Source organism: Neobacillus jeddahensis (assembly GCF_000612625.1).
GTDB lineage: Bacteria > Bacillota > Bacilli > Bacillales > Cytobacillaceae > Neobacillus > Neobacillus jeddahensis.
The window spans coordinates 28,289-40,735 of the sequence record NZ_CCAS010000006.1 but is presented as its reverse complement, the minus strand read 5'-3'; the positions used below and the strand labels follow the sequence as shown (position 1 = coordinate 40,735).

The 12,447-nt window shown below is 41.0% G+C and carries 12 protein-coding genes; 10 read left to right on the top strand and 2 right to left on the bottom strand.

Going from position 1 to position 12,447, the window contains the following annotated elements; translation table 11 throughout:
• Positions 1–16 precede the first annotated feature (16 nt).
• Positions 17–871 (top strand): prephenate dehydratase, encoded by an 855-nt coding sequence (gene pheA / locus TY15_RS04305; RefSeq protein WP_040207811.1) that lies wholly within the window; start codon positions 17–19, stop codon positions 869–871.
• A gap of 75 nt (positions 872–946) precedes the next feature.
• Here pheA and TY15_RS04300 read toward each other — a convergent pair whose 3' ends face one another.
• Together TY15_RS04300 and TY15_RS04295 are read right to left on the bottom strand one after the other, a co-directional pair.
• Entirely contained in the window at positions 947–1,486 is a 540-nt protein-coding gene (locus TY15_RS04300) for a transcription repressor NadR (RefSeq protein WP_040207812.1), read from the bottom strand.
• Positions 1,487–1,530: 44 nt separating this feature from the next.
• Positions 1,531–2,688 carry an IscS subfamily cysteine desulfurase gene (locus TY15_RS04295; RefSeq protein ID WP_040207814.1) on the bottom strand — a complete coding sequence of 386 codons (1,158 nt, stop codon included), beginning with the start codon at positions 2,686–2,688 and terminating at the stop codon, positions 1,531–1,533.
• 96 nt (positions 2,689–2,784) lie between these two features.
• On the opposite strand from TY15_RS04295, the gene nadB reads away from it, so the two are divergent.
• The 9 genes from nadB to ruvB all read left to right on the top strand — a co-directional run bounded on the left by nadB (position 2,785) and on the right by ruvB (position 12,421).
• Positions 2,785–4,362, top strand: coding sequence for an L-aspartate oxidase (gene nadB / locus TY15_RS04290; protein ID WP_040207815.1), 1,578 nt, complete (start codon positions 2,785–2,787; stop codon positions 4,360–4,362).
• Positions 4,331–5,179: a carboxylating nicotinate-nucleotide diphosphorylase gene (nadC, locus tag TY15_RS04285; protein ID WP_040207816.1), complete on the top strand. Its 849-nt coding sequence runs from the start codon at positions 4,331–4,333 to the stop codon at positions 5,177–5,179. The genes nadB and nadC overlap by 32 nt, the downstream gene beginning before the upstream one ends.
• Positions 5,172–6,278 (top strand): quinolinate synthase NadA, encoded by a 1,107-nt coding sequence (nadA, locus tag TY15_RS04280; protein ID WP_142305393.1) that lies wholly within the window; start codon positions 5,172–5,174, stop codon positions 6,276–6,278. Before nadC ends, nadA begins: the two co-directional genes overlap by 8 nt.
• Before the next feature lie 175 nt (positions 6,279–6,453).
• Positions 6,454–8,196 (top strand): SafA/ExsA family spore coat assembly protein, encoded by a 1,743-nt coding sequence (safA, locus tag TY15_RS25085; RefSeq protein WP_052353694.1) that lies wholly within the window; start codon positions 6,454–6,456, stop codon positions 8,194–8,196.
• Positions 8,183–9,172 carry a phosphotransferase gene (locus TY15_RS04270; protein WP_040207819.1) on the top strand — a complete coding sequence of 330 codons (990 nt, stop codon included), beginning with the start codon at positions 8,183–8,185 and terminating at the stop codon, positions 9,170–9,172. The genes safA and TY15_RS04270 overlap by 14 nt, the downstream gene beginning before the upstream one ends.
• 102 nt (positions 9,173–9,274) lie before the next feature.
• Positions 9,275–9,970, top strand: coding sequence for a YhcN/YlaJ family sporulation lipoprotein (locus TY15_RS04265; protein WP_042374120.1), 696 nt, complete (start codon positions 9,275–9,277; stop codon positions 9,968–9,970).
• Positions 9,971–10,102: 132 nt separating this feature from the next.
• Positions 10,103–10,657, top strand: coding sequence for an intercompartmental signaling factor BofC (locus TY15_RS04260; RefSeq protein ID WP_040207820.1), 555 nt, complete (start codon positions 10,103–10,105; stop codon positions 10,655–10,657).
• A gap of 146 nt (positions 10,658–10,803) precedes the next feature.
• Positions 10,804–11,412, top strand: coding sequence for a Holliday junction branch migration protein RuvA (gene ruvA, locus TY15_RS04255; RefSeq protein ID WP_040207821.1), 609 nt, complete (start codon positions 10,804–10,806; stop codon positions 11,410–11,412).
• 10 nt (positions 11,413–11,422) lie between these two features.
• A complete protein-coding gene (gene ruvB / locus TY15_RS04250; RefSeq protein ID WP_040207822.1) occupies positions 11,423–12,421 on the top strand; it encodes a Holliday junction branch migration DNA helicase RuvB in 999 nt (332 codons plus the stop codon).
• Positions 12,422–12,447 lie beyond the last annotated feature (26 nt).

Genomic DNA, 12,447 nt, shown 5'->3' with positions numbered 1-12,447 from the left:
AGGGAGTGGGGAAGGAATGAAAGTCGGTTTTTTAGGACCAAAAGCTACCTTCACTGAACTAGCGGTGAAAAAGGTTTTTCCAGGATATGACCTTGAGCCTTATCGAACAATTCCTGAAAGTATGGATGCATTAGTGGAACACAAAGTCGATCTTGCTGTAGTTCCTGTTGAAAATGCCTTAGAAGGATCTGTAAATATTACCCTTGATTATTTAACCCATGTAGTTCAAATTCCAATTGTGGGCGAAATTACGCTCCCAATTAAGCAGCATTTGCTTGTCCATCCAACCAATCAGGAGGACTGGCCGGCGGTTACGAAAGTATATAGCCACTCGCATGCCATTGCTCAGTGTCATAAATTTTTACATAGCCATTTTAAAGGGGTTCCCATTGAAAGTGTAACGTCAACAGCAGCAGCAGCTAAGCTTGTGATGGAGCATCCCGAATGGAACGTCGCTGCGATTGCCAATGAATTAGCGGCGAAAGAATATGGTTTATCTATGGTGCAAAAAGATATTCATGATTTTGACTATAACCACACTAGTTTCTTCGTTTTATCAGAACAAATTGTAGATTTTGCATCCATTAGTGGCTCCTCACATTACAAAACAACGCTCATGGTTACGCTGCCTTCAGATCAAGCAGGAGCGTTGCATCAGGTGTTATCAGCCTTTGCTTGGAGAAAATTGAACCTCTCAAAAATTGAATCAAGACCAATGAAAACAGGAATTGGCAACTACTTTTTCATTATTGATCTGGAAATGAAGCTCGATGAGGTGTTGATTCCAGGTGCGATTTCGGAACTGGAAGCGCTAGGCTGCGGAGTAAAAATTTTAGGAAGTTATCCATCCTATTTGGTGGAATTGGATTAATAGAAAAGGACCCGTTTTCGTTCAACGGGTCCTTTTCTTATCCCATTCCGCAAAGGAAAAATAGCTTTCATTTTCTTATGATTCAATCAAAAAACCTTCTGCCTTTAAAGCGGCTTCTGCTTTATCTAAAACATGAGTACTTGATGCAGAAATGGTATGAAGGTGGATGCCGCCAGTTAACTCGGACAAGAGTGAAGCGTTTGTTCTTTTCATATTTTCCATAAATTGTTTCACCTCTTGGCGATTAGAAACCATCACAGATGCTGTTAGATCACCGTATACTGAGTGTTCAATTCGAACATCCTTTACTAAAACACCATGGTCTACTAGTAAATTCAGTTCTTTTGCAGTTTCCTTTGGTGAATGTTTGCAGGCAATGGTCCTTTCAAAGGAGGGAGTACTTGAGCTTTGCTTTAGATAAATGTAACCCTGGCTCGTTGCGATAATGGGTTCATTTTTTGCCTTAAGCAGTGTAATATCCCCAACGATCACTTGTCTGCTTACATGGGTCTTTGCCGCCAACTCACTTCCAGTAAGCGGTTCAGTACTATCTTTAAGTTGCTGGAGAATTAAAGACCTTCTTTCCTCTCCCAATATTTTTTTTTCATCAGCCATATAAATCCTCCTATTTTTTTATCTGTTTTACTATTCTAGCACAGTTAGTTTCTTAATATAACGGAGACAGACTTAAATGATTGTACAATGCCCACAATAGTTTCCCCCAGGCGAACAATATCTTCTATTTTGGAGGAATGTCCTAAAGAGATACGAATAAATTCCGTTGCTTCCTCATCGTTTAATCCAAGTGCCTTCGTAACCTTTGCGGGGGTTTGCATGCCAATCTGGCAGGCACTTCCCGTAGATATGGCAAATCCGAGCCGATTGCACTCGAGCATCAGCCATTGTCCCTCAATACCGGTAATCCGCATCCCAATGATAGTTGGTAGCTGTGAGTCATCGTCAGCCTGATAAACCTTTACTCTGTTTTTGATTGGTTCGAGTGCCTCGATAAAAGCCTTTCGCTTCGATTTAAATTTAGATAAGTCTTCTTCCATGTTTCTAATGATTTTCTGTGCAGCGATCGTCATGGCGGCAATCGCTGGAAGGTTTAGTGTTCCTGGCCGAAATCCACTTTCATGTGAACCATCGGGGAAAAATGGTTTCCAAGGAATAGAAGGATTGAGATAGACTCCGCCAATCCCTTTTGGCCCATAAATTTTGTGACCGGAAAAAGAAAAACTACTGACGATGGGAGTAATCTTTTTTAAATTGATTTTTCCAAATGATTGGACAAAATCACTATGGAAATGAATCCTGTTTGCTTTGCAAAATCCAGCCATTTCTTTGATTGGCTGGATTGTCCCAATTTCAGAGTTAATATGTTGTAGTGCTACTAAAATTGTTTCTGGCTTAATGGAATTGATAAGCTGTTCTTGATCAATCAGTCCCTTTGAATTAAAGGGAAGTAGTGTGATTTCATATCCCAGTCTCTCCAGTCTAGTTAAAACACCATGAACTGATGAATGCTCCGCCATTCCAGCAATAATATGTTTTCCATTTTTTAGAGGAGAAGACAATAAAGCTTCGATTGCTAAGAAGTTACTTTCCGAACCGCCACTAGTAAAATATAACCCTTTTTTATCCACGTCTAATAGAGCAGCAAGTTCTTTGCGGCAATTTTCCAGCAATGTCTGAGCTTGTCCGCCAATGTCGTGAAGACTGCTGGTGTTACCGAAAATTTCGGTTGCCACTTTTATATAAACTTCTGCAGCCTCATAATCCATTGGAGTTGTGGCAGCAAAATCAAAATATATCATTATGATTCTCCCATACTCTATTTTTTGTACTTGTTTTTAGTTTAATTCTGTGTAAATATATATGTCAAGACACATGTTTTGTCAGGAAGGTGAAATGTGACAAATGATGATGTAGTAATTATAGGTAGTGGCATAGCTGCATTGCAGCTGGCTGGAAAATTAAATACACATTTAAATGTGAGAATACTCACAAAGGGAAAGATGAGAGTGACAAATTCCTATCTTGCCCAAGGTGGTATTGCAGCAGCAATTGGTGCAAATGACGATCCATCTAAACATGTTGTAGATACGTTGGAAGCAGGAAGATTTCATAATAATCGTGCTGCTGTCGAGCAAGTCATTACTGCAGCCCCATCCCTCATCAGGAACTTGGCGGAGCAAGGAGATTTTTTTGATCGAAATCAAAAGGGTGAATTATTTTTAGGGATGGAAGGCGCTCATAGTGAAAAAAGAATTGTTCATGGTGGCGGCGATGCAACGGGTAAAAACGTCATGGAACATTTAATTAATAATCTTAAAGTAAATGTCAATGTGGAAGAAAATGTTACGGCATATAAATTAATTCTTAATACTGAGAAAAATCGTTGCATCGGTGTCAAGGCAAAAGGGTTAGACGGGAAGATAAGGAAATTCTATGGTAGTCATATCATTATTGCGTCTGGGGGATGCGGCCAATTGTACAGCTACACTTCCAATGCCAAAACAGTCTGTGGCGATGGAATCGCCATGGCCTATTTAGCTGGTGCAGAAATCGTTGATATGGAATTTATTCAATTTCACCCAACGCTCTTGTATATAAATGGTGAAACAAAGGGATTAATCTCTGAGGCTGTCAGAGGAGAAGGGGCAATCCTTGTGACCGCGGATGGTACTCCGATTATGGAAGGGGTACATCCGATGAAGGATCTTGGACCAAGACATGTGGTTTCCCAAAGAATCTATGAATTTCTGAAAAATGGTAAACAAGTATTTTTAAATATTAGTAATATTAAAGAATTTAGCAACCGCTTTCCTTCCATCACAGCTATTTGTGAGCAAAATGGGATTTGTTTAGCAGAGGGGAAAATTCCGGTGGCACCTGGCAGTCATTTTGTAATGGGCGGAATTAAAACTGATTTAATCGGCCGTTCTTCAATTGATGGGCTATTTGCAATTGGTGAAACTTCCTGCATGGGATTGCACGGTGCAAATCGGTTGGCGAGCAATTCTTTATTAGAGGGCCTGTATCAAGGGCATCAATTATCAGAGTGGATTAATCAACAAGGAAAAGGCCAGCTAGAGGCTGAAAAGGATGCTTCTATTCAGCCTATAAACCAGGAAAAGGTAATGTTACCGGATATTGAGCAGATGAAGGATTTAATGATGGAGCGTGTTGGGATTATCAGAAATGAAGCGAATCTAAAGAAGCAAATGGCCTGGTTAGGTCAATTCAAAGCTGATCTTCTCAATTTAGATACATGTTTCCCTTCCGATATATCAAAGATTTTTATGTTGATTACTGCGAGTCTAATCACAGAATCTGCGTTACAAAGAACAGAAAGTCGTGGAGGTCATTATCGAAGTGATTATCCATATGAAGACGATCATCATTGGCTAAGAAAATCAATTATTCATAAATATAAACAGGAATTGGAGAATAACCATGAATTCATTGAAACTGCGCTCGCAACTTGAGAAATTTTTTATTGAGGATATTGGGGAACAAGATCTTACAACTGATTTGATCTTTCGGGATGATGCCACTGGGCAAATCGTTTTTCTTGCAAAAGATAAGGGGATTTTTTGCGGAGAGGAGATTATTAAGACTGGCTTCCAGCTTCTTAATAACGAAATTATCCCCCAAGTCTTTGTAAAGGATGGCCAAGAAATAAAAAAAGGCCAAGAGCTTGCCATCGTCTCAGGAAAAATAGCTGATTTATTAAAAGGTGAACGGGTGGTTCTTAATCTTGTTCAACGGATGAGCGGGATTGCCACATTAACGCAAAAAACTGTTAATGAACTGGACAGTGGTCATACGAAAATATGTGACACAAGGAAAACAACTCCTGGCCTTCGTATGATTGAAAAATATGCAGTGCGCTGTGGTGGCGGCTTTAATCATCGATTCGGTCTCTACGATGGGGTCATGATAAAGGACAACCATATTTCGTTTGCCGGTTCGATTTCAAGTGCAGTAGAAGCAGTTCGAAACAAGGCTGGTCATATGGTAAAGGTTGAAGTCGAAGTGGAAACAGAAGAACAGGTAGTGGAAGCAGTCAATGCAGGGGCAGATGTCATCATGTTTGATAACCGCACGCCCGATGAAATTAAGGAGTTTATCAAACTGGTTCCTCCGAGTATCATTACCGAGGCTTCCGGAGGCATTCAACTAACGAATATTGCTGATTATCGAGATACGGGAGTAGATTATATTTCCCTTGGATACTTGACTCATTCATATAAAGCATTGGATATAAGTGTAAAAGTGATATGGAATAAAGGGGATGAGTAGTTTGAATATCTTAGCAAGTTTACAGACAAATGGTATGATTCCTGAAGAATATAAACAAATGCCGAGAGAGGCACTCGAGAAACGGGTTGTTGAGATAAAACAACAGTTGGGAAAACGACTTTTTATCCCAGGACATCACTATCAAAAAGACGAGGTCATCCAGTTTGCAGACGCAACAGGTGACTCTTTAAAACTGGCGCAAATCTCGGCTGAAAACACAGACGCAGAATTTATCGTCTTCTGTGGCGTCCATTTCATGGCAGAGACTGCCGATATTTTAACAAACAATAAGCAAAAGGTTTTCTTACCCGATATGCGTGCGGGGTGCTCAATGGCCGATATGGCGGATATCCAGCAGACTGAAAGAGCATGGGAGGTCCTGCAGGGACACTTTGGGGACACAATACTACCTTTAACATATGTTAATTCTACTGCCGCTATTAAGGCGTTTGTCGGTGCAAACGGAGGGGCAACGGTTACCTCCTCAAATGCAGAAACAATGGTCAAATGGGCATTTGATGTAAAAGAACGAATTCTATTTTTACCTGATCAGCATTTAGGACGGAACACCGCAGCAGATTTAGGTTTAGGATTAGATGAAATGGCCATTTGGAACCCAATTACAAACACGCTTGAATACGATGGAGATTATTCAGCGATAAAAGTGATTCTGTGGAAAGGTCATTGTTCAGTTCATGAAAACTTTACGGTGCAAAATGTGGTTGAGACACGCAATCAATATCCAAACATGAAAATTATTGTTCATCCAGAATGCCGCCGGGAAGTTGTAGAATTAGCGGATACGGCGGGTTCAACGAGTTATATCATTAATGAGATAGAAAAGGCGGAGCCTGGTTCAGCTTGGGCCATTGGAACAGAAATGAACCTCGTCAATCGTATAATAAACGATCATCCTGATAAAAAGATTATTTCATTAAATCCACATATGTGCCCCTGCCTGACTATGAACAGGATTGACCTGCCGCATCTAGTATGGAGCCTCGATACATTAGATAATGAGAACAATATGGTAAAAGTTAGTCCTGAGATTACTGAGAATGCCAAGCTTGCCTTAGAAAGAATGTTAGAAAATTCATAAGCAGTATAGTGATGCAATGATGATGATTGCATCACTTTTTTACTAAGTCAGAACAGGATAATATAAGTGGATTCATATTTTTTGGAAAGTAAGCATAAGTTTTTTTGAAGAATGTTAGCACTTTGCCCATCTTCACATACACTATATGGACTTATGCCATAGGAGGGAAATCAGAGTGAAGATCCATATCGTACAGAAAGGGGATACTCTTTGGAAGATCGCCAAGAAGTACGGCGTGAATTTTGAAGAGCTGAAAAAGATGAATTCACAGCTCAGCAACCCTGATATGATTATGCCCGGTATGAAAATAAAAGTCCCAACTACAGGTGGAACTATAAAAAAAGAAGCACCTATGGGACACTCAAAACCGGAAACAACAATCAATTTAGGAACAAAGAAGGAAATGCCGATTGCTGAGCAACCGTTCGTTAAAGAAAAACCAATTCCTGCCCCGATTAAGGAAGCGCCAAAAAAGGAGGTACCGATTAAAAAGGAACAACCGATTATCAAAGAACAACCAATTATCAAAGAAGTACCTAAAACACCTTATACTCCAAAAATGCCTCTACAAATAGTCCCTGAAATTGATATCAACAATTATTATATGACGAACATGTCTAATATGACCGTTCAACCACAATTACCGCCTAAACCTGCCAATATACTTCCTGAGGTCAAAGAAGAAATTCCAAAGAAGGAAATTCCAGTCCCAGCTCCACCACCAGTACAAGAAATGCCAATGGAAATGCCACCACCGCAAGATTATTGTGTACCAATTACACCTGTTATGCCTGGACCTGGATTCTGCCCACCATTCGGTGGAGGGGTTCCAATGCAGCCATTCATGCCATTTCCACAACAGGGTATGGCTTATGGCCCACCAACCGGAATGAATCCTGGAACGAATTTTGGAGCACCAGGAGTTGCTCCATCTATGGCTGGTGGTTCAGTTGCTCCAGGACAATTTTTCCAAGATGAATCGTCATCCTTTATGCCACAATTGCCTGTAATGAACCCTGCCTACAATCCGGGCTCAGTGATGGGTGCGCAAAACCCAGGGTTCCAGCAACAAATGATGGATCCGTCATCGTTTGGCCAAATGCCATCCGGCTATAGTCAAATGCCAATAGGTGCTGGAGAAATGCCAGCGGGATACGGTCAAATGCCAATGGGTGCTGGAGAAATGCCAGCGGGATACGGTCAAATGCCGATGGGTGCTGGAGAAATGCCAGCAGGATACGGTCAAATGCCAATGGGGTCTGGAGGTATGCCAGCGGGATACGGTCAAATGCCGATGGGGTCTGGAGGTATGCCAGCAGGATACGGCCAGATGCCGATGGGATACGGAGAAATGCCAGCAGGATATGGCCAGATGCCGATGGGATACGGAGATATGCAGCAAGGATATCCGATGACAAGTCCGGCTGGGTACTCTGGTCAAAATCCTGCAATGGGCCAATCCACATCAGCAATGCCTGGAATGATGTATGGAAATCCTGGTATGGCTAGTCCATCTGGAATGGGTTCACCATATGGTCAAAGGCCGTATGGTTATCCACAAATGGGCGGACCAGTCCCGCAAATGATGGGGGGGCAGGATTTTGGATCTCAAGACATGTCTGCACCAGGATACAGTAGTCAAATGCCATTTATGCAAAGTCCACCCATGCAGGGGTTACCTGTAGGAACGGGGGCTATGGACGACTGTGGGTGTGGCTCAACGCCATCACTAAACCATGCAGGAGCGGTACCAAATGCCGTACCGACTAACTTTGTGCCACCGACGCCACCCATCTATAGTGCACCATATATGGGGCCAGCCAATGTTGCTCAGCCTCCTTATATGAATCCATATGGAATGGGTCCAGTTGGAACAAATCCTTACGGTATGCCTGGTTATCGAGATGAAAGTAATTAATAGGTCAACCAACCAAAAAGGAGACGATGATTATTTTGATCGTCTCCTCTCTTATTTTCAGTCTCAGTTTTTAGAGAGAATCATTCAGCTCGTTTCGGTTCGAAATTCCGTATTCTTACTTAAAACAGAAAAAAATACTTATATGATGAAGGGGTATCATACTAATAGCAGGCTCCGTCTCCAAGAAGCTTTTACTACTTCACTTAGAAAAGAAGGATTTTTTAAAACCTATCTGTTTTTAACACCACCTACGAAAGAACAGCTATTTTTTGAAGGAACTTACTTTGGGTGTATAGAGTATATTCCGCCAAATAAAAAGCCCTTTTCATTTCTTACACAAAAAAATCGTCAAGAAGGGATTGAGCTCCTAGCACAATTTCATCAGACGACAGCTTCTTTTGAATCGCGTTATCGGACCTTGCTTCCTAAAGGTCAATTAATTGAAAAATGGACAGAGAGGCACCGCCTTTTTGCGGGAAATATCCCTTTTATTCAATATTTTATGAATGACCAGTGTCTGTCAGAATTGACTTCGTGGGCCAATTGGTCACTGAAGGGTATGAATAATCATCGTCATTTTTTTCAACAGGAACCTAATCTCATTCTTCATGGCGATGTCGCCCACCATAATTTTTTACGTGATCGCAATGGCCGGTTACATTTAATTGATTTTGATTTAATCAGCAGCGGACCGCCATCATTCGATTATTTGCAATATGCCAATCGAATCCTTCCCTACATGGATTGGTCATTTGAAAAGTTAGCAAGTTTAAAACAAATCAATCAATATTTGCATGAAGAGGCTTTTTTATATGCCTTAGCTTACCCTGCTGATATATTTCGCGAGTGGAATCGGTTAATCCGAGAAAAAACGTATACCGACCATGTCAGATTCAGTCAGGTAATGGAATTATCTATTAGTCAGTTTTACACAAGAAAAAAATTCATTCACCACTTACAAAAAATCGTGACTTGAATAGGTGGAAATATTTTTGCGGAATGAAATTCCTTATAAGATAACACTCTATAAATGAGCAGGAAAGTGATGCTCATGATGTTATTCTAGGGGGTTTTTCGCTTGAACAAGAAACAGTGGATGATTCCTCTTTCCGTCTGTTTGCTGTTGGGGGTCACAGGTTGTACAGGTGATCAAAATCGTACGGGTGCGAATGAAGGTAATACCAATTCTGTACGACCGATTGGATATTACTCGAATGAAAATCATCCCAATAACAATAATGAATTACTTCGGGACAATGACGGTGCGTTTACCGAAATGATGGACCATACTCTTGGGGATGAGGATCAGGTCATAAACGAGCAAAATAAGCAACAGGCGAAAACTAGAGATGGGAACGGAAATCCTAAAAATCCGACCACTCCAATCGCAAAGAAGGATCGCAACTTTTTCCAGCGAGATAATCGGTTTAGTACGAGTGACATGAATTATCACGGTCATTTGAGTACAAATATTGGCAATACGGGAGTAGCAACGGACCCGAATTTTCAAGATAATGTAACAGAAAAAATTAGAAACACTGTCGCTGATATAAATAATGTTAAGGATGTAAGGTCTGTCGCTTATGGAAATACCGTCATCGTGTCCGTAAAGTTACATGATGATACAAAAGCAGCAGCAACAAAAAGTGCCATTAAAAATGCGGTGAATCCTTATGCAAATGGACGGACAGTAACCGTCTTGACAGATGAGGGAGCCCTCGGCCGTGACCGAAACATGGATAATGATTTCCAGCGAGAAAAGGGAGGAACTTAATCCTTCATCGAAAAAGGCAAGGCCTCGGGCTTTGCTTTTTTTTATCGTCTGCGCTCGGATAAAATGTAAAAATAAGGCTAAACTAGTACTGGCAAATGATTGTTCAATTATTAACAATAAGAGGTGAGTAACATGAGGGTCAATTGGATAACAATGTACCGGTCTGGATTAGCCGTATTTGCTGTTATTCTCTTCATGTTTATCGGTAGAGTCCCAGGAATGATGATAATTGGCTCTGCTGCACAACAGGATAACCTTCAGATACAGCAGGAGACACAGCCACTTAATGTGACCGTTATTTTGGAAAGAATCTATCTAGATGGAGAAATAAGTCAGGAAGTGGTTCATGAGACATCTTGGTCCAGGGAAAGTTTTTGGGCCAAATATGATCAGTGGCAGCTTATCGACATCGATGAATCAACCTTTGTTTTTAGAAAACAGGTCGATGATATATCTCCATTGCTGAAGGCAAATGGATTCTTTGGTGTGACTGAAGATGGAGTCCTGACCATTTTTAACGGAAGACCCGGGCAATCACGAATCATTCAATCGTTTTTTCAAATAGATATCAAGAAGCTTGAAAGTAATAAGCAAGAAGAGCTATTTCAAGGCATACCCATTAAATCAAAAGATCATTATGTGAAAGTTTTAGAGACCTTTAAGTCCTATTCTATAAAAAAAGAATAAACCTCCCCAAATCAGTCTGATTGTTTCCATCAGCCTGGTTTTTTTATTCCTATGTTATTTTCTTCAACATGCATAAAATTGTATGGTAGAATGGGATACAGTGTCCCCCAACGATCAATGTGGGGCGTAGTTAGGGGAGAATAGTATTGTACGAATTTATAAAAGGAAACGTTGAGTTTGTTGGTCCGGAATATATTGTCATGGAGAATAATGGCATTGGTTATCAAATCTCAACACCTAATCCGTTTATTTATGCAGGTAAAATGGAAACGATGGTGACTATATACACCTATCACTATGTTCGTGAAGATGTAATCGCCTTATATGGTTTCGAAACAAGAGAAGAGAAAAGACTGTTTACGAAATTACTAAATGTTTCAGGAATCGGCCCTAAAGGAGCACTAGCCATTCTTGCTTCAGGAGAAGTTCAACAGGTAGTTACGGCAATCGAAAATGAGGATGAAAGCTTTCTAATTAAATTTCCAGGAGTCGGTAAGAAAACGGCCCGGCAGATGATCCTTGACTTAAAAGGAAAATTACAGGATATCGTTCCTGATTTCTTTCCGAATCTATTCAATGCAGATCAATTTTCACCTACAACTACCGTCGATTCGTCCCTAGACGAAGCAATCCTGGCCCTGAAAGCCCTTGGTTATTCGGAAAAAGAGATTAAGAAAATTACTCCTGAGTTACGTAAAGAACAACTCTCAACAGACCAATACATTAAAAAAGCCCTTCAACGGCTTTTAAAATAGGTGATGATTCATGGAAGAACGGATAATTTCTAGTGAAGTGAATGAAACTGAAATTGGTATGGAACAAAGTCTGCGGCCACAGACCTTAAAGCAATATATCGGACAGAATCAAGTCAAGGAAAATCTTGGGATTTTTATAAAGGCGGCAAAGCTACGGAAGGAGACTTTAGATCATGTTCTCCTATACGGTCCACCGGGGTTAGGGAAGACAACCCTTGCGGTCATTATTGCCAATGAAATGGGGGTCAATATCCGGACAACTTCAGGACCAGCTATTGAAAGACCTGGAGACTTAGCTGCCATTCTTACTGCATTAGAACCAGGTGATGTCTTATTTATAGATGAGATTCACCGATTGCCACGGACGATTGAAGAAGTTTTGTATCCAGCAATGGAGGATTTTTGTCTTGATATCGTCATCGGGAAAGGTCCAAGTGCAAGATCTGTTCGTCTTGATCTTCCACCGTTTACACTTGTTGGTGCTACGACTAGGGCTGGATCGTTATCAGCTCCCTTACGAGACAGATTTGGAGTTTTGAGCCGGCTCGAGTATTATAAGGAAGATCAGTTAAAAAATATTGTCATTCGAACAGCAGAATTGTTTGATACTGAAATAGACGAACCTTCTGCCGCCGAAATCGCTCGGCGCGCAAGAGGGACCCCGAGGATTGCCAATCGTCTGCTGCGAAGAGTTAGAGACTTTGCTCAGGTAAAGGGAAATGGTACAATAAACCCTGCGTTAGCTCGAGAAGCATTGGAACTTCTCCAAGTTGATCGACTAGGTCTTGATCATATTGATCACAAGCTTTTAAAGGGAATTATTGAAAAATTCCGCGGTGGTCCAGTCGGTCTTGATACGATTGCAGCATCGATTGGTGAAGAGGCCGAAACTATCGAAGATGTCTATGAACCGTATCTTTTGCAAATAGGCTTTTTGCAACGAACACCACGGGGAAGAGTAGCGACCTCAGCGGTTTACGAACATTTTGGCATGGAAGTGCCCAAATAGAGCCACTGTTAATACAATGATATGAA

Excerpts from the sequence above, each read along its gene's own strand:
- pheA (WP_040207811.1), top strand. The coding sequence starts at position 17 with ATGAAAGTCGGTTTTTTAGGACCAAAAGCTACCTTCACTGAACTAGCG.
- TY15_RS04300 (WP_040207812.1), bottom strand. The coding sequence starts at position 1,486 with ATGGCTGATGAAAAAAAAATATTGGGAGAGGAAAGAAGGTCTTTAATT.
- TY15_RS04295 (WP_040207814.1), bottom strand. The coding sequence starts at position 2,688 with ATGATATATTTTGATTTTGCTGCCACAACTCCAATGGATTATGAGGCT.
- nadC (WP_040207816.1), top strand. The coding sequence starts at position 4,331 with ATGAATTCATTGAAACTGCGCTCGCAACTTGAGAAATTTTTTATTGAG.
- nadA (WP_142305393.1), top strand. The coding sequence starts at position 5,172 with ATGAGTAGTTTGAATATCTTAGCAAGTTTACAGACAAATGGTATGATT.
- TY15_RS04270 (WP_040207819.1), top strand. The coding sequence starts at position 8,183 with ATGAAAGTAATTAATAGGTCAACCAACCAAAAAGGAGACGATGATTAT.
- TY15_RS04260 (WP_040207820.1), top strand. The coding sequence starts at position 10,103 with ATGAGGGTCAATTGGATAACAATGTACCGGTCTGGATTAGCCGTATTT.
- ruvB (WP_040207822.1), top strand. The coding sequence starts at position 11,423 with ATGGAAGAACGGATAATTTCTAGTGAAGTGAATGAAACTGAAATTGGT.